Raw genomic sequence first — 17,773 nt, forward strand, 5'->3', positions numbered from 1 at the left:
TTCCAAACCTTTCAGAAGGTGAAAACGGTTGACGACGCCATCTGACGCCGCAGTCAGCCAAGAAGCCAAAAGAATTCTAAGAGAGCTAGGCTTAACCGATTACGAAACCAGGGCATATATTGCCTTACTTGAACACGGAGTTCTGACAGCTAGCCAAGTCAGTGAGAACTCAGATGTGCCTTACTCCAAAGTGTATGAAACTCTAACCTCCCTTGAACGCAAAGGCTGGATAGAAACCGAGCAAGGCAGACCTGGACGATACTATCCAAAGGCGCCATCAGATGCCCTAGCCACAGCCAAAATGCAGCTGGAAGAGAAAGTCAAAGCATGGGAGAAGACCATGACAAGCGAGTTGCAGCCATTTTACGAAAAGCGCGAAATCAGAGAGAAACCTGACATATGGATCCTAAGAGGCGAGGTGAGCACAATAGCGAAACTTAGGGAAGTGCTTGAAAAAACCAAAACTGAACTTATGATCGCAGCGCCCACAATTCCAAGAGCTCTGACTGAATCAGTCACGCCCTTTTTGCAGCGCCTCCAGACTGCCGACATCAAAGTCCACTTCATGGTGTCAAAACAGTCAACTGCATGGAATCTGAAAGAGCTTGAACGTTTTGCTGAAGTACGAGTTCGAAATCAAATGTTTGGCGGAGGCGTCATAGTTGACGGCAAAGAAGCCATACTCTTTCTAGGCGAGGACAAGCCAACACTTGTCATATGGTCAAACCACTTGGGGCTTGTGCAGTTTGCCAAAGACTATTTCCAGCATTTATGGGACTCCTCTAAACATATCGAGTAAGACCCGCTTTTGACTCAGCCGTAAAAGGTTAATAGCCGCTTTCAATTCTACGTCAGCAAAGGTGCCATTCATGAAGCCAGAGGAAAAAGAACTGATTGCCTTCTTCCGCGAACAGGTTGAACACGAGGAAGAGATCGTCAAATCGATTAACAAAGCGCTTCAGAAGTTGAAGAATCCTGTCGTTGTTTCGGTTTTGAAGGGCATGTCGCTCGACTCTATAAAGCACGCGGACATGTACAAGGCGGCTGAAAGCGTCATAACCGTGGCTCCTGCAATGTCAGAGGACGAACTTGACCATTTGAACGATGTCGTAAGCTGGCACATCAAAAACGAAGAGAAAGTCATGAACCAAGTCGACGACTTCATGGAGAAAATAAAGGACGAGAAAATAAAATTCCTACTTGAGAGCATTCAAGTGGATGAACGAAGGCACCATGAACTGTTGAAGACCATCATGGACGTGGTTGCTCGCGGCGAAACTATCACCAAGGACGAATGGTGGGAAATAATGTGGAAGAACGTGCCCTTCCACGGAGCGCCCGGAGGATAACTCGCAGCACGTCATTTCTATCCTCTTGGCAACAATCAGCTGCTCTTAGAACGGAACTTCAAATTCATATCCTGAATTAACAAGGTTTAACTCTAAATTTTCAAAAGGACGATAAGAGGTCCAAATTAATGTTCAGAAAACCATCTGAAGTAAAAACTCTGATCCTCTTAACAACTATCATCATCTCAGCATTCGCTTATGTCTCTCTTGCGTATTTCATCCCGAAGGCTGAGGCTGCGTCTTACACTAGTGCGGCTAAGCCAATGGAGTTTTACTTGCACTATGTTGATGCTCCAGTGGATGTCGCCGGCATTCAGACGAAGTACATTATGAACTCTACTCAATGGTTCCGTTTTCTGACTCAGCAAGATGCGTATACGAACTCGTTCTACAAACCCGTAGGTCAGCCGAAGGTCGCAGTGGATTTCTACTTGTACCCAAACCTAGCTGGACCAGTGATATTCAACGGCACATGGCAGGTCTTCATTTGGGCAAATAGCTCAGCCTACAAGCCAACGGGCTTCACGTTACAGTTCTACGAGATCACGGTCGGAGGCGCGACGCTCTGGGATTCTGGAGCCCAGAACCCAACAGTGACCAGCAGCATCGGCGAGTACATAGATGTGCCTGTTTACAGCTACAACTTGTCAACGCCGCTTACTCACGCCTTCAACGCTGGAACAAGTCTCCAAGTTCACGTAGAGGTCAACACTGGCTCATCTGCGGACACAAGAATCTGGTACGGTTCACCGTTCTATCCAAGCAAAGTCATACTGCCAGCCCAAGACTATGCTAGACCCGTCTCGGTTAAAACATACGCTTACGACAACAGCGAAACCAACATGTTCTACTATAACTGGAGCGACAGCCAACGCATAGTGACTGTTCGCGCCAACGTCACCGATCCATTTGGCGGATATGACATTTACCGCGTCAACATGACCATACTGGATCCAGCGCAAAGCCCAGTTGTGGACAACGTTGACTTGGTGCGCATGTCGGATGGGCAATGGCTTACGCGTTTCGCTAACACGTATGAAGCAAACTGGACCTATCCTTCTACAGCTCAGCTTGGCAATTACACCGTCAACGTTTCAGTCATTGACAACAACGGCTACTATCGATATCAGGATATAGGCTCATTTGGACCGTTTATCGAATACAACGACCACATGTTCCAGATGGGCGTCATAGTCTACTATAATCCAGCCTTCCACATAGTCGATGATGTCGACTCATTTCTGCCAAACGCTCAGGTTTATGTAACGTGGCCAAACAGCACGAGAGACATGTTACCGCGTTACACAGACGCGAACGGGTGGGTCAATCTGACGCACGTGCTTCCAGCGAACTACGGTTTGACAATCCTATGGAAAGACGTTGTTGTCAAACAGACAACAGTGTATGTCAACTCAGACGGGCCATTTGCAATAAAAACCGAAGTCTACCAATTGACGATCAACGTACTTGGTAACAATGGAGCCCCAGTTCATGGAGCCTACGTCATAGTCTTCACCCAAACTGGCGTCGGCTACGGTCTGGACACCACGAACGCTGCGGGTCAAGCGATGTTCAAGTTGCCCAAAGGAACATACAACACAGAAGCTCATTACAGCGGCGAATACTGGTTGAAAGTAGTTGCAACAAGTGCAGCTGAGCCAGCAATTTCCGTGGAATCGTCTACGTCTACAACTATTGTCTTAGAAGAGTTTCCTCCGCCAATCTGGACAACGACAGGATTTCTGTTGCTCATGGCTTTAGTTGCGGTCTCGATGTTCGCAGCGACCTACATCGTGTTCCTCAGCCGCAAACGAGTTCCAGCAGTCAGACGCAGAGCATAAGGCCTAACTCAATTCCTTCTTTTTCTTTTTGTGAACCCTTTTGCAGAAACCCTTCGGATGGAACTCAGTGCTTTTCTGACAAGCGTTAAATATTGTCAGAACCGCTAAACTTTCCTTCAAAGAAAGATTACAGGAGGGATGAAGTGTGGAAAATCCAGTTGTGCACGTGGAATTGCCCGTCACGGACCTGAAAAAAGCAAAGCAGTTCTACTCCAAACTCTTCGGATGGAAAATCGACATAATGCCTCCGCCAATGAACTACGCGATGTTCAATCCACCTCCACCGCAAATGAGCGTGGGTTTCAGCAAGGCTGACAAAGTGAAGACAGGCGGCTGCCTCTTCTACGTCAATGTTGACAACATCGAAAAGAAACTAAAAGAAATAAAGGAAGCAGGCGGCAAAACAGTGCGGAAGAAGACAGAGATTCCTCAGATGGGCTGGGACGCCACGTTCAAAGACATCTTCGGCAACGTGGTAGGCTTGTTCACACCGCTGAAGAAATAGACAGAAAAAGGCTTGTTGCCCGCCCTTCGATTCTCATTTTTCCTTTAACAGCTGATTTTCGGATGGCGGCGGTTTTATAAGACCTTTCTTCATGAGCTGCTTCACTGATTCTCTGCTGTTCTGGATGATTGCCACAGCTCTTTCGTACAATTCCTTCCTGCTAGGCTTAATCCTCGCAACGCCTTGGTCAATCGACTTCAGGGCACATGCCACTGCCTCGCGCGGGAACACTTCCCACTCGTCCATTCTGGGCAAAATGTCGTCCTCGCGCATGCCGCGTTCTTCAGCGAATCTGGCGAGTTCCTGAGCCGCTGCAATACACATGTCGTCAGTGACGGTCTTCGCTCTGACATCCAAGACGCCTCTGAATATGGCAGGAAAACCAAGGCTGTTGTTAACCTGATTTGGAAAGTCGCTTCGACCTGTCGCCACGATTTTGGCGCCGGCTTCCTTAGCTTCCCAAGGCCAGATTTCTGGTATGGGGTTAGCGCAGGCGAAAATTATGGACTTGTTAGCCATGCTCGTCACCCACTCCTTCTTTATGGTGTCCGGTCCAGGCTGGGATGCCGCCACGACAGCGTCGACGCCTCTAAATGCGGCGGAAATGTCGCCTGTTCTGCCTTCAGCGTTTGTCTTTTGAGCCAACTCATATTTCCAAGGATCTTCATCTTTCGTTATGTCTTTTCTGCCTGGGTAGATCAAGCCCTTGGTGTCAACCATCATAATGTTACCAGGTTTCATTCCCCATTTTATCAGGACGTAAGCAGTTCGTAGGTTAGCGGATCCAGCTCCGACTAAGGTGATTAGGCTTTTCTTGGGATCTTTGCCGACAATTTTGAAAGCGTTCATCAATCCTGCCAAAATGACTGTGGCTGTTCCTTGCTGATCGTCATGCCATACAGGAATCTGCAAGCGCTCTCGGGCTTTTTCCAAAACATAGAAGCACTTCGGCTTCTCAATGTCTTCTAGGTTTATGCCGCCGAAAGACGGCTCAAGTAATTCACAGGTGCGAACAATTTCGTCCGGGTCTTTTGTTCGCAAGCAAATAGGAAAACCGTCAACGCCACCCAGATATTTGAACAAAAGGGCTTTGCCTTCCATTACAGGCATGGCTGCTTCTGGACCGATGTCGCCCAAGCCCAAAACTCGTGTGCCATCGGTCACGACTGCAACGTAATTCCATCGGTTTGTGAGCTCAAAAGACTTGTCTGGATTGGCTTGAATCTCTTTGCAGGGCGTTGCCACGCCCGGAGTGTACCATATTGAAAAATCTTTTGGGCTGGTTATAGCGCATTTGGGCATGATTTGAACTTTGCCTTCGTAGAACTTGTGCATTGGCGAAGCCAGTAACGATGGCTTCTTTGCCTTGGCCAGCAATTCATCGACTGTTGGCTTCCTTTCTTCTCCTTTGGTCTTCATATTGCCATTACACCTTTTTTTGAGGAAGGGTTGTCTCTCAGCGTCTAAACCTATAAGTTTTAAGGTTCAAGCCGCGTTTCCATGCGGCAACATTTATCTACTGAACAAACAATACCTCAATGTTTCGGTGGTTTGTTGGTAATCTTCAGCAAACTAGTCGGAAAGAAGGTTATCGGCGCAAACGCTTACATGCTTGGTGAAGTCACCGGCGCAGATGTTGGCACGGAGAAATGGCAGATAACGCACTTGCACGTGAGTTTGACAGATGAAGCTATAAGAGAACTTGGTTTCAGGAAACCCTTTCTTGGCTCCGTTATCGTCTGTCTACCCATCGACCTGATTCAGGCTACTGGCGACGTAATCTCCCTGAACAAATCCATCACTGAATTGAAGAACGTTGTTGAACCCAAGGAACACCGTTAGACATAGATCCGTAGAGTGCTCTGAAAGGCTCTAAGCGCTGTAAGCCCTGTCTTGCGAGACAAAGCAGCCTAGGATCTGAGCGAGCCACCTACTGATCTGGATTCGCTTCTGCGGATGCCATTCCGAGAAAAGGAAAGGAAAGAGGATGGCTTAAGGACCTTTTTTGGTGATTTCCTTGACTACGCCAGCAGCCACAGTTGTACCCATGTCGCGTATTGCGAAGCGTCCAAGCTCGGGGAACTCGGAGTAAGCTTCCAGTGCTATCGGGTGCAGTGGTTCAAAGCGTACAACGGCGCCGTCTCCTGTCTTCAAGAACGATGGCTTCTCCTCAATGGTTTGTCCAGTTCTGGGGTCGATCTTTTTGATTAATTCGATAAAGCGCACGGCAACCTGCCCTGTGTGGTAGTGCAGTACTGGTGTGTAACCTGCAGCTATCGCAGTAGGATGGAGTATTACTATGATTTGCCCAACGAATTCCTTAGCTACAGACGGGGGATTATTCACATGCCCTCCGACATCTCCGCGACGAATGTCAGTTTTGGATATGCCCCTCACGTTAAAGCCGATATTGTCTCCAGGCTCTGCCTTTTGGACAGCAACATGGTGGGTTTCGATGGATTTCACTTCGCCTTGTTTGTTCGCGGGCATGAATACTAGTATGTCGCCGACTTTGAGTACGCCAGTCTCAATACGTCCCACTGGAACTGTTCCAACGCCTGTGATAGTGTAGACATCTTGCACGGGCATTCGCAGAGGCTTACCTGTAGGTTTGGGTGGAACTTCAAACACGTCCAACGCGGCGAGTAGTGTTGGTCCTTTGTACCATGGCATTTTTTCGCTTGGCTTCACTAGGTTGTCGCCGGTCCAGCCGGATGTTGGGACAAACGGAATCTTGTCCACGTTGTAGCCAACGGTTTTCAGAAGTCGACCGATTTCATTCTTGACTTCGTTGTAGCGGTCTTCGCTCCAGTTCACCGAGGCATCGTCCATTTTGTTAATGGCCACGGCGAGTTGGCGCACGCCCAAAGTGAATGCAAGGAAAGCGTGTTCTCTGGTCTGTCCGCCTGGTCCGATTCCAGCTTCAAACTCGCCTCTTTTCGCTGAGACGAACAAAACGGCACCGTCAGCCTGGCTTGCGCCTGTAACCATGTTCTTCACGAAGTCTCTGTGTCCGGGCGCATCGATGACTGTGAAGAAGAATTTCGGTGTCTCAAATTTCATGAAGGCTAGGTCAATAGTTAAGCCTCGTTCACGTTCTTCCTTGAGCTTGTCAACTATCCAAGCAAACTTGAAGGTTTCCTTGCCCATCTTCTTGGCTTCATCTTCATACTGCTTGATCTGGCGCTCATCCACTGTGCCAGTTAGGTAGAAGAGGTGGCCTGTCGTGGTTGATTTCCCGTGGTCCACATGCCCCATGATTACGAGGTTTAGGTGTGGCTTCTCGGGTTTGCTCATCTCGATTTTTCTCCTCCAAATTCCTCTTACAGGTTTTCCTATTATTGTAGTGAAATTTGATTAACAACAGTCGCTTCAATTATATATCTTTTTTGAACATAGCGAGAAGCAGTGGCGGACCCGCGGGGATTTGAACCCCAGACTTTTGGCTTAGAAGGCCAACGCGCTATCCGGGCTGCGCCACGGGTCCGCGGGACAACCGCCATAGACTTGAAGTTCACAAAAATATTAATCCTTGCATTCAGGAGTTTTCTATTGAGTATTGTGAGTGGGTTGTTTTGAGGAAGGGAATAGGCGTAACCATTCTCATATGGACTTTTGTGGCTGGTTTATGGATCTTGTGTGCTCTGATTCCGCTTATTGCGCGGGCGAGTTCTCCGAACTTGCTAACTCTGATTCTCGCTCTTTCTTATGAGAGCTTGTTTGAGTATTCGGTTTCAGCAACAGTTCTGGGGGTTATTTGGACTGCGTTGTACACGGTTTTTAGACTAAGAGAAAAACGTAGGTAAAACGGGTTTGCTATTCCAAGTAAATAGCTGGGCGAAAGGGCTTGGCTAGCTGCGCTCTCTTCTTCGGATCGTAGCGCTCAGAGTCTTCTTCCCGAAAAACGACGACCTCTGCATTTAACTCTCGCTTGAAAAAGCTGCTGGCTTCCTTCAGAACGCTGCTCTCATCAAGTGCGCCGATTTCATTCGATCGTTGCTTTCTTTCCGCTGACATTTTGTTTACTTCATCCGCAACTTGACCAACAAACTTTGCCAGCTGTGCCGCAACCTTCTTCATTTTGGCGTCTTTCAGGAGCTTCTTCATCAAATCACCTTGCTCAACCTTCGCCGAAACCGCCTTCTGCACAGCCGCCGAATATGCACTGAACTTCCAATCTGCCGCAACATAATAGTGAACCCTTCTTGGCGCCATGCCTGTTGCCTTGATTATGTCCAATGTGTCTTGCAGCGTGGCGATCACTAGAGCCTCGCTCTCTTCAGCTTGAGCATCTATCTTTATTGGATCTGGTGACGGCCACGAAGCTTGAGAAACAAAGTCTTCACCGCCCATTTTCTCCCACAGTTCCTCGCATATGTGAGGAGTCACTGGTGCCAGCATTCTGACTTGGGCATCTAGGATCTGACTCAATACATAATCGATGGTTTCTTTCCTCTTTGAGGTTTCTTTTTGATCCGTTACTCGACGTGTGTACCACTGTAAGTCTTGATCCAACTCGTAGAATGCGCTGTGAATGGCTTTGCGCACCGCGAGTTTATCCATTGCTTCAGTCGCCATTCTGATGTGCTCCTGTAGCCGACTTAACATCCATCTGTCAGGCAAGGTCCAAGGCTTCTTGGATTTCTTGTTACGCCCAGCTTTGGCGATTTCTTCACCAAACCTGTATAGCCGTTCCAGCCGGTCTCGCATCGACTTCGCCAGAGTTGGACTAAAATCAGCATCCTGCAGCAACTCAGCTGTTGCCAAGATACCCATTCTCAACGGGTCGGCTCCAAACTGCGCGATACCTTCAATCAAAGGTATGATATTTCCAAATGATTTGCTCATCTTCGCACCTTGCATAGTGACGCTGCCGTTGGTGACAATTTGACGCGGCCACAACTTTTCTGGAAAGATGGCTATGTGATTGAAAATCAGAAAAGTCAGGTGGTTCGGAACCAGATCGCGTCCAGAATGGCGGCTGTCCAAAGGATACAAATACATGAACTCGTGTCGCATGCCCTCCAGAACCCTGTCGTTGATGCCGACTCTCTTTGCTACTTCGGCGGGCTTTCCAACGCCTAGGAATATGTAATCAAAAACTTCATCTGTCAACTGGGTTGGTTTGAGACCGTGCTTTTTGATGTGCTTGACAATTGCGTAGTATGCCATGTAGATGGTCGAATCAGACAAAGATTCGATTACCCACTCTGGGTCCCAAGGCAATTTCGTACCCATACCTGATTTTCTTGCGCAGGCTTTCTCATGCAGCCAATCGATAACGTAGTTGAATTCAGCTCGCAATTCTTCAGGCAGAATTTCCATTTTGTCCAGAGCTTCATGCGCTATGGTCTTCCATTTAGGATCGCCATAGTTGATGAACCACTGATCTTCAAAGATCTTGACGACACACTCGGTTCCGCAGCGACACATCACGGGTTTGTTCAGCAATTCAAACATTGTTTCAGCTTTGCCTTCAGCGACCAGATCCTGCTTGACCTTGTCTTTAGCCTCGGACACGGGCAAACCAGCATATTCGCCAGTATTAGTTTTCATTCTGCCGCTGTGAAACTCATGCCGATAGACTTCTTGCGTAGCTTCTTCCAATTTCGGATCTGTCTGACTTTCAATACCCATCTGCTTGACTACGTCGCCTGCAGGAATGTCGGAGTATTCAGAGACCGTGATTATGGAAATTGGTTTCAGTGAGGCAATGTCCTTTGCGGCTATTCCAAACTCTTTCAACTGCGTCGGGGTCTTTATCAGACTCATCAGGGCTACATAATCGTATGGCGCATGTCCAGGGACCGACATTACTACTCCTGTGGCGTTTTTGGGATCAACGAAGTCAGCCGGCAGAATCAAAACGCTTTCCTTTGTTGCGAGGTTTTCGACAGTTTTGCCTGCTAGTTCCGCTCCTCTGAAGGTCTGCTGCACGGTCACTTTTCGATTTAGATAGCGGAGTTTCTCGGCGCTTTCTTTGCTGATTATCCACTTTTGATCGTCCACTTGTGCTTTTACGTATTCAGCCTTGGGATTCAGCCACATGTTGGTGACGCCGAAGATGGTTTCAGGACGCAGTGTGGCAGCGGGCAAGATCCAGTCGCCGTATCTGAACTTGATTAATGTGAATTCGCCTATCTCTGGCTCTACGTCGCCTTTTGTGTCATGTTGCCCTACGGGGTTGCCGTCTTTTGGACACCAGCCTACGGGGTGGCTTCCGCGTGTGATGTAGCCTTTTTGTCGCAGTTTCTGGAACTGCCACTCGATGAAGCGGTTGTAATGCGGATCGATAGTAGTGAATTCGCGTCTCCAGTCGATCGAGTAGCCTATTGCCTTCATTCCAGTCTTGATTTCTTCGTGGAAGTAGCGTGCCATTTTGAAAGGTTCAGAGAGTTCTTTCAGCTTTTCTTTTGGCACTTTGTAGATGTTGACAAAATCGTCGATTAGGTCTCGGTCGTTCTCGGCTAAGCGTTTAGCCATGGCTAGAACTGGAGTGCCAGTATAATGGAACGCCATTGGCAAGAGCACATTGTAGCCGCGCATACGCATGTATCTTGCGTGCACATCAGCCAACGTGTAGGTTCTCCCGTGACCAATGTGCTGCGGCGAGTTAGGATACGGATAAGCAACAGTAATGTAGCATTTAGGCTTCTTTGGATCGGGGTCAGCCTCGAAAACTCGGGCTTCTTCCCATTTGCGCTGCCATTTTTGCTCGATTTGCTTCAAAAACGCCATAAAGGCTTCTGGATTAGGTTGAGGGCTATTAAAAGTTTGCTTAATGTCGATTGAGGTAGCAATCCCTCATATCTCAGCACCAAACAATATGGAGGGTGCAAGCTTGCTTTAATTCTTTGCGCCTCTGTCGTTCACTTTTAGGTGGTTTTCAACTGTTTTCTGACGGTTTTTTCGGCTTTTTCGATGGCTTCTGAAAGGTTTTTTAACCGAGTTCCGCCCCCTTGGGCGAAATCTGGTTTGCCGCTTCCGCCGCCTCCCAGTTTTGATGCAGCTTCGTTGGCTATCTGACGCGAGTCAACTCCTCTACTAATCGCGTCTTTTCCAGCCATCACGACAATCCTCGCTGTTTTCTCATCTCTGCCATAGAATACCACAACCATCGAAAGGTCTTTTTGGATTAGGTCGCTGGCTGTTCTTATCATACGATCGACATCGACTGGCTCAAAAAGCCTAGTGGCAAACTGTACATCAGCTATTTTCTGAACCTTCATGGCTGTCTTGCCTTCAGTGGGCGTTTCGCTCTCTTTTTCAACCAGTTCTTTAAGCAGGCGTTCTCGTTCGCGTCGAGCTTCTTTCCACTCTTCTAAGAGCCGTTCAACTGTGGAATCAAGCTTCTCCGTGGGCACGTTGAGTTTTTCAGCAACTGATGCCAAGAGTTGTTCATCCTTTTGGATGTGTTTGAGCGCTTGGGTGCCAGCGCCAAATATTATTCTTTCCACACCATCCTGTATGCGTTCTGTCCGCAGTATTTTGACAAGTCCGATTTCGCCGGTGTTCTTGACGTGGGTGCCGCCGCAGGCTTGAACTTCCCAGTCGCCCGTCTTGACGACCCTAATTTCCTTTCCCGGGACAGCTCCGCCCTGATAAAGCCTGAAACCATGCTCTCGCTCAGCTTCCATACGCGGCTTCGAGGAAGTCTCAACAGGTATGGTTTTCATGACAGCTTCGTTGGCAAGCTTTTCTATCTTCTGTATTTCGTCCGTGGTTAAGCGTTGATAGTGAGAGATGTCTAACCGTGAGGTTTCAACTTCTTTTTGGGCTCCGCTCTGCCACACGTGCTGTCCCAAGACTCGTCGGGCTGCGCCCATAATTACGTGTGTGGCTGTGTGATGTCTCATGAGGCTGATTCGACGGGTCCAGTCTATCCGCCCCGTGACTTCGTCGCCTTCTCTTGGGACCTTGCCTTTTACAACGTGAACGATTATGTTGCTGATCTTCTGGACATCTGTTACTTCCGCCTTCCCATCGTGAGACTTGATTTCGCCGTGGTCAGCAGGTTGTCCCCCGCCCTCTGGATAAAACGCGGTCTGGTTGAGCACGAGGTATTTGCCGTTGATGGTGCGGAGCACCTTGGCTTTGAACTCTTGAATGTAGGAATCCTCGTAGTAAAGCATCCTTGTCACTGGAAGACCAGAAAGCGCAGTTTCCAGTCCCTTTATCGGTTCCTCTTCAAGTGCTGGTGGCTCCTGCAAGTGTTGCGCGGCGACTTTGCCGTAGAAGTCCTCAGGCACCTTCACTTTTAGACCTTCGTCTTGCACCGACTCGGCTACAATTTCAGGCGGCAGCCCATGCGAATCGTAGAGCGTAACTAGGGTTTCTTCGGGCATTTCCGCGGCGCCTTTTGCCTTCAGCTCAGCTGCCACGCGTTTGGCAAGTTGGCTTCCGCGTTTCAGGGTTTCTGCGTATTTCTCACGTTCGACTTTGAGCATGGTGAGGATTTCGTCTCGCATTTCCTTGAGGTGTGGAAAGTCAGGCGACCAATATGTGACTTGCCTGTCAACTATGTCGAAGAGTTTTTCCTCAATGCCCAGTGCACGCAAGAGTCGATATGTGCGTCTCACCATTAAGCGGGTCAAGTAGCCTGCTCTAACGTTTGATGGAACCACGCCTTCCGCCAGCATGAAAGCTAAACACTTGGTGTGGTCAGCGACAGCGAACACGTTTTCAATAGGTATCATGGTCTTAGTGAGAGTCTCTACGCTGACGCCGATGTTCCTAGCCACTTTCTCTCTGGACTCGCTTCGGTCGGCGCTTTTTTCCAGTATCATTAGCCCGGATTGTTCTGCGACTCTGGTCACGAGTTTGATGTCCACATTCGTGATGCCTCCAAGCTTCATGACGTAGTCTAGAACGGAGTTGTAGACGGCATGGAAACAACTCAGAGTCCCTTGAGAGAGCCACGTGTATCTTTCCATGCCATAGCCTGTGTCCACCGTGCGTATGGGCAGCTCGATGAGGTCGCTGTCTGCCACCTTGAATTTCATGAATACCAGTGTGTCGATTTCCAAGCCGCGCACTATGGTTTCTAGGTCGGGCCCAGCGTTTCCTCCGCCTGACCAAAAGTCTTCTTTGTACACGATTTCTTCTGGTTTTACTCCCAAGTCTTTAGTTAGGAATTCATGGTGGTATCGGACTGTGCCGTCTTTCCAGTAGACTTCTTTGTCCGGATAGTTGAAAGCGTGGTGCCCACCCATCTCAAAGAAGGCTGTGTGACGCCCAAAAGTTGGTCCAACATTGTCCACGTCAACAAATCGAATGCATGGTTGACTGATTACTAGCGGATTGGCTGGGGGAGGTACTACGCCGTTGGTTACGTAGGGTTGAAAGTCAACTATGCTGGCGCTTGTAAAATAGAGGTCGTCGCGCCATCTGGACACAACTGGATAAGGTTTTATTCGTCCGTGCCCGCGTTTTTCAAAGAAGGATAGGAAGGCTTCCCGCATCTCTCCAAGGCTATGCTTCTTTCGAACTGGTGAATTGCTTATGAATGTGAGTTTGGCGCATCCTTGAAGCGTAGATTCACCGCAAGACTTCTGGTCCGGGTTTAGCGTCCAGTAATATTCGCCGCAGGTGGGGCACTGCTTTCTAACGTAGCCTGCTTCGTCAAAGAAGGGAACGTGGTATTCACTTTCTGGAAAGCGACGCTTCAAGAGTGAACGCAATCCTCCAAGTGTAGCGCCATGGAAACTAGGCGATTTCATAAGTTAAGCATTAGGGAGGGATTTAATCCTTAAGTACTTGCCACTGACGCTAACTCGCTTGTTGACTATTCTTTAAATGCAATTGCCTCATTAGTCTCCTCGTTTGTGGCGTTTGGCAAATGAGCGCTGAAGAGGACTCGGATCGTCTGGGCGAGGTGAGCAGGAAGCTCGACTTGATAATGAAGAGGTTAGACGCTCTTGAAAGGCTCATTCTGGAAAACCCAGAATACTCGTCCTTGGCTCCGTCGTTGAGGATGGTTCGAGCAGGCGTTGGGCTTTATGATGAACCTTTGAAGTTGATGACTCGCTTCCGAACAGCACAGCAGTATGTGAAGCGCAAGCCCATTGCTCAAGACGACATTTCCCGATGCATAGTCCAAGCCTTAGCCATGCGTGGACGCTTAAACACGTCTGCGATTACTCGGCAAGTGGCTTCAATGCGAGGGAAGGCGTCGAGAAGAATCATAAGAGAACGCTTGAAACGGTTAGAAAAAGATGGCGTGGTCCGCAAGGCTGAGGGTTTGGGCAACGCGTACGAGCTGATTGAAATGTCGAGTGATCAGTAGTCTGACCACTTTTTTCCACGATAGATAAGTCGTGTGTCCAGTCTTTATATCGTATCAGAGGTTGAAAAACATGAAAGTGAGGAAAAGAGGTAAAGATTCAGGCGGATCAGGATCTGCCAAGAACAAGCTATTCGGTGCAATTGGGCATGTTCACAATCCATTTTCAGCGAACTCACGCAGAGCTCACGGTGTTGAAGCTTACAGAAAGGATGAGAACGTAGGAGAGCTTAGAGCCGTAGACTTTGAGGCTGAAATGAAAAAGATAGAAGCGAGTGCCATAGCTCAGAACCTGGTCGCGCGTTTCCAAAAAAGTTAACTTGAATATGAATCACAGCAATTGGAGGTGAAAAAGTGATGAGCGAAAGACCAGAGAAGAAGAAACTTGGAGCGGAGGAGATCAAGCAGATTCTCGGAGTTGTCTCAACAGAGGTTCCTGGGTTAATCAAGAGCATCATTGCATCTGTGTTTTCAGAAGAAGCAGGCAAAAGCATGGGAAAAGCAGCAGCCGCATTCTACAAGGAGTTGAAAGACGGTGGCATGCCAGACGCCGTAGCCGTGAAGATGACCGAAGACTACGTTGGTGTGTTCACCAGCTTGGGAGACATGTTGAAAAAAGGTGGCGGAAGCGGCAAAATACAGCTTGGTGTTGGCAAAGGAAAACAGGGTGAGCACGAAGACACAACAGAAGAAGCAGACCAGAGAACTTCATTCGAAGCAGTGGAGAAGGAAATTGAAAGAAGAGTGAAGCAGAGACTGGCTGAGAAACGCAGAGAAGAAAATGAAGATGAGGAAGAGGAATCCTGACAACCTCTTCCCTTTCTCGCATAATTGGCGAGGTGTAAATACTATGGGTAGAAGCCTGCTCATTGTCAGCGTGATAAGCGGCGCGGTCAGCACCGTGCGACTACTGTCCAGCCTGTTCCTAATCTATCTGGCGCTAGGTTGGAAAGTGCGAAAAGCCAAGAAAGCCTTCGAAAAGGAACTCACCAAGCAAGGCATGCCAAAAGACGCTGTGAAAAGAATGAGTGCTCGATACGCCGCCCTCAAAGACGAAGCGCTAAAAAGTCTGAAACGCTCCATGCGCACGTTCTCATAGACCCTCTATTTTTTGGCTGTTTTCCGACTCAAATGGTGGTTACAAAGTCTCTTAGCGGATTCCCTTCAAGAATCAGTTTTAGTTTTCTGAATGGATATGGCTTTAAGAGCTGCGGCTGAAGCGTGGACAACTGCTTCGTACGAATGCATTGGCTGTTGCACGGCTCCCGCCAAGAATATGCCTTCAATGTTCGTCTCGCTTACAGAGAGTTGTGGGTCTTTCTCCACTATGAAGCCGTCTTCAGTGAGTTTCAGCCCGAGCTTCTCAGCAATTTCAACGTTTGGTTCTAGTCCCATTTCTAAGACGACTAGGTCGGCGGTTATGGACAGCAGTTTGCTTGTTGCTTGATCGTAAACGTCTAGAGTAAGTGTGCCATCCAGCGCCTGTCGAACCTCTGATGGCTGGCCATGAATGAACTCTACTTCCTCAGCTCGCGCCTTATTGTAGAACTGTTCACCCGTTTTGGTGACGGCGCGTATGTCGATGTAGCAAATGTATGCGTCAACTTCCTTGCCGTACTGTTTCCGGAGAAGATGTGCATGTTTAATGGCGTTTAAGCAGCCCAGATTGCAGCAGTAGCGCAGGTGTTTCTCGTCTCGCGAACCCGCGCACAAGATGAAGGCGACGCTCTTAGGTTTCTGTCCATTGTCGGGGCGCAGTATTTTGCCTTGTGTGGGGCCATCGGGTTTTAGCATTCGTTCGTATTCTAAGCCTGTGACCACGTTTCGATGCTGCCCATATTTGTATTGACCAAGCTTCTGCGCCTCGTACTGGCGAAAACCTGTGGCAACCACGATGACATCAGCGTGGACCTCTACTTCCACCACAGGTATGTCTGGGCTTCCTGCGCGTCCAATTCGTGCTTTAAAGTCGCCAACTGAGCCTTGAACCGTCTGCACCTCAGCTTGGGCTATGACTTTGATGCTGGGGTTTGAAACAACCTTTTCGATCAACGGTTTGAGTGTCTCCTCTGCGTCTCGCAATGTGGGAAATAACCTGCCAAGATTCTTCAGGGTTCCTCCAAGCTTTGCTTCTTTTTCAACAAGGTAGACTTGGAAGCCATGGTCGGCTAGGTCGAGGCTGGCTTGAAGCCCGGCGACGCCCCCACCAATTACTAAGGCTACATGCTCGTTGGGCATTATTGATTCCAACAGTGACCTAGTGCTTTGAAGCATTAGGTTACTGGCACCGTAGAGAAAAATATTGTGATGCTCCTGCTTTCATGAAGCATAACAAAAACGTCTATAAGGTTACGTGGGTTCAATGATTAGTTCTATGACCATCACGGATCAGATGACTTCGAAGAAACCCGATGCTGGACTAAGACATCATGCTTTGAGCAAGATTGGCGAGCACAAACCCTACAATTGCTTTCAATGCATCAAATGCACCAGTGGCTGCCCGTCTATGAAAATGCTGGAGCTGAAGCCCCATGAGATTGTGGCTTTGGCAAAAGCGGGCTTCGTGGACGAGTTGATCAACTCAGGCATTATCTGGACATGTGCCACGTGCCTTAAGTGCAAGGAACGTTGCCCACAAGCTGTAGCTCCAGTTGACCTCATTCTGGCATTGAGGAACATGGCGGTTGAAAAGGAAGCAAAAGTGCCTGAGAGTTTTCTGCAATCCACAAGCATGATCCTTGAATGCGGTCACATATCACGCCCCCAGCCAACTATCACGCGCAAGCTCGAAAAGATTGACAGAGACAAACTGGCTTTGCCCAAGTTCAAGGAGCCTGATGAACGCTTCAAGGCTACTTTCATGAAAGCTTTGGAGTCAAAGGTGGAGAGTGAAACTCAGCATTGAAGGTGCCAGTTTACTGGGGCTGCGTCATTCCAACTGTGCAGTACGCTTACGAGATGTCTGTGAGAGAGGTCATGCCTCAACTAGGCGTTGAACTCATAGATTTGGAAAACGCGTCATGCTGTGGCACGCCAGTTCAAAGCGTTAACATGGTTGCCGCGGTTTATCTGGCAGCCCGTAACATCGCAATCGCTGAGAAAATGGGCTTCACCAACTTGCTAGCTGTGTGTAACGGCTGTCACCTCTCATTGTTTGAAGCCACCCACTTTCTGAATCATGACGAAAAACTAAGAGATCAGGTAAACGCTTTGCTTAAGGAAGAAGACCTGCAATATTCGGGCAGGATGAAAATCTGGCACACCATCGACTTTCTACACGACATGATCGGGGAAGATGCGATAAAGAAGGCTGCAACGCACCCGTTAAACGAGTTGAAGCTTGCTGTCCACTATGGCTGCCACATACTCCGCCCGAGCAGTGTCGGCACAGTAGACGACCCTGAAAACCCGCAAAAACTCGACCAGCTCATTGAATGGCTGGGAGCCAAAAGCATTCCTTATCCTGAGAAACTAGACTGTTGTGGCGCCATGCTCATGCTGTCGCATCCTGATGCAGCGTTCACGTTTACGGGATTGAAGCTTAAGGCGATACAGGAGTTGGGCGCCGATGCTGTAGTTGACTCGTGTCCGTCGTGCCAGAACATGTTTGACGTAAGGCAGAAGAGCGCAGCCGCAACCACAGGCGCCAAACTGAACATGCCAGTGGTCTATTACACGCAGTTGCTCGGCTTAGCCATGGGCATTTCACAGGAGAAGCTTGGGTTGAACCTGAACCGCAGTCCCGTAGACGAGTTTCTGCAAAAAGCCCTTGTTCACTAAGCCTTTTTTGCATACG

The 17,773-nt window shown here is 48.7% G+C and carries 16 protein-coding genes and 1 tRNA gene; 11 read left to right on the forward strand and 6 right to left on the reverse strand.

What is annotated here, in order from left to right:
- Positions 1-28: 28 nt before the first annotated feature.
- The 4 genes from VJ249_05515 (at position 29) to VJ249_05530 (ending at position 3,695) form a co-directional block, all read left to right on the forward strand.
- Positions 29-799, forward strand: coding sequence for a helix-turn-helix domain-containing protein (locus VJ249_05515; GenBank protein HKZ94022.1), 771 nt, complete (start codon positions 29-31; stop codon positions 797-799).
- A gap of 70 nt (positions 800-869) precedes the next feature.
- Positions 870-1,349 carry a hypothetical protein gene (locus VJ249_05520; protein HKZ94023.1) on the forward strand — a complete coding sequence of 160 codons (480 nt, stop codon included), beginning with the start codon at positions 870-872 and terminating at the stop codon, positions 1,347-1,349.
- Positions 1,350-1,477: 128 nt separating this feature from the next.
- Positions 1,478-3,190 carry a hypothetical protein gene (locus VJ249_05525; protein HKZ94024.1) on the forward strand — a complete coding sequence of 571 codons (1,713 nt, stop codon included), beginning with the start codon at positions 1,478-1,480 and terminating at the stop codon, positions 3,188-3,190.
- A gap of 145 nt (positions 3,191-3,335) precedes the next feature.
- Positions 3,336-3,695: a VOC family protein gene (locus VJ249_05530; protein HKZ94025.1), complete on the forward strand. Its 360-nt coding sequence runs from the start codon at positions 3,336-3,338 to the stop codon at positions 3,693-3,695.
- Between the two features lie 33 nt (positions 3,696-3,728).
- Here the strand turns inward: VJ249_05530 and VJ249_05535 are convergent, their stop codons facing one another.
- The gene (locus VJ249_05535; protein HKZ94026.1) at positions 3,729-5,114 is read right to left on the reverse strand and encodes an NADP-dependent malic enzyme; all 1,386 of its coding nucleotides are present in this window, start codon (positions 5,112-5,114) and stop codon (positions 3,729-3,731) included.
- Positions 5,115-5,249: 135 nt separating this feature from the next.
- Here VJ249_05535 and VJ249_05540 point away from each other — a divergent pair, with 135 nt between their 5' ends.
- Complete coding sequence (locus VJ249_05540; GenBank protein HKZ94027.1) at positions 5,250-5,537, forward strand: hypothetical protein; 288 nt, start codon at positions 5,250-5,252, stop codon at positions 5,535-5,537.
- A 150-nt stretch (positions 5,538-5,687) separates the two neighbouring features.
- Here the strand turns inward: VJ249_05540 and tuf are convergent, their stop codons facing one another.
- From tuf to alaS, 4 genes are all read right to left on the reverse strand, one after another.
- Positions 5,688-6,992, reverse strand: a complete 1,305-nt coding sequence (gene tuf, locus VJ249_05545; GenBank protein HKZ94028.1) for a translation elongation factor EF-1 subunit alpha — start codon at positions 6,990-6,992, stop codon at positions 5,688-5,690.
- Positions 6,993-7,104: 112 nt separating this feature from the next.
- Positions 7,105-7,182, reverse strand: a tRNA-Arg gene (locus tag VJ249_05550).
- Positions 7,183-7,511: 329 nt separating this feature from the next.
- Positions 7,512-10,433 carry a leucine--tRNA ligase gene (gene leuS / locus VJ249_05555; GenBank protein ID HKZ94029.1) on the reverse strand — a complete coding sequence of 974 codons (2,922 nt, stop codon included), beginning with the start codon at positions 10,431-10,433 and terminating at the stop codon, positions 7,512-7,514.
- Positions 10,434-10,570: 137 nt separating this feature from the next.
- The gene (alaS, locus tag VJ249_05560) at positions 10,571-13,414 is read right to left on the reverse strand and encodes an alanine--tRNA ligase (protein ID HKZ94030.1); all 2,844 of its coding nucleotides are present in this window, start codon (positions 13,412-13,414) and stop codon (positions 10,571-10,573) included.
- A 119-nt stretch (positions 13,415-13,533) separates the two neighbouring features.
- Here alaS and VJ249_05565 point away from each other — a divergent pair, with 119 nt between their 5' ends.
- The 4 genes from VJ249_05565 (at position 13,534) to VJ249_05580 (ending at position 15,076) form a co-directional block, all read left to right on the forward strand.
- Complete coding sequence (locus VJ249_05565; GenBank protein ID HKZ94031.1) at positions 13,534-13,980, forward strand: hypothetical protein; 447 nt, start codon at positions 13,534-13,536, stop codon at positions 13,978-13,980.
- A gap of 70 nt (positions 13,981-14,050) precedes the next feature.
- On the forward strand, positions 14,051-14,296 hold the full coding sequence (locus VJ249_05570; protein ID HKZ94032.1) for a hypothetical protein: 246 nt from the start codon (positions 14,051-14,053) through the stop codon (positions 14,294-14,296).
- 38 nt (positions 14,297-14,334) lie between these two features.
- Complete coding sequence (locus VJ249_05575) at positions 14,335-14,784, forward strand: hypothetical protein (protein HKZ94033.1); 450 nt, start codon at positions 14,335-14,337, stop codon at positions 14,782-14,784.
- A 43-nt stretch (positions 14,785-14,827) separates the two neighbouring features.
- Positions 14,828-15,076, forward strand: a complete 249-nt coding sequence (locus VJ249_05580) for a hypothetical protein (GenBank protein ID HKZ94034.1) — start codon at positions 14,828-14,830, stop codon at positions 15,074-15,076.
- 65 nt (positions 15,077-15,141) lie between these two features.
- On the opposite strand, the gene VJ249_05585 is transcribed toward VJ249_05580, so the two are convergent.
- Positions 15,142-16,251 carry an FAD-dependent oxidoreductase gene (locus VJ249_05585; GenBank protein ID HKZ94035.1) on the reverse strand — a complete coding sequence of 370 codons (1,110 nt, stop codon included), beginning with the start codon at positions 16,249-16,251 and terminating at the stop codon, positions 15,142-15,144.
- An 88-nt stretch (positions 16,252-16,339) separates the two neighbouring features.
- On the opposite strand from VJ249_05585, the gene VJ249_05590 reads away from it, so the two are divergent.
- Both VJ249_05590 and VJ249_05595 read left to right on the forward strand, forming a co-directional pair.
- Complete coding sequence (locus VJ249_05590; protein HKZ94036.1) at positions 16,340-16,882, forward strand: 4Fe-4S dicluster domain-containing protein; 543 nt, start codon at positions 16,340-16,342, stop codon at positions 16,880-16,882.
- A 2-nt stretch (positions 16,883-16,884) separates the two neighbouring features.
- Positions 16,885-17,757, forward strand: coding sequence for a CoB--CoM heterodisulfide reductase iron-sulfur subunit B family protein (locus tag VJ249_05595; protein ID HKZ94037.1), 873 nt, complete (start codon positions 16,885-16,887; stop codon positions 17,755-17,757).
- Positions 17,758-17,773 lie beyond the last annotated feature (16 nt).

Source organism: Candidatus Bathyarchaeia archaeon, assembly GCA_035283685.1.
Classification (GTDB): Archaea; Thermoproteota; Bathyarchaeia; order Bathyarchaeales; family Bathyarchaeaceae; genus DATETJ01.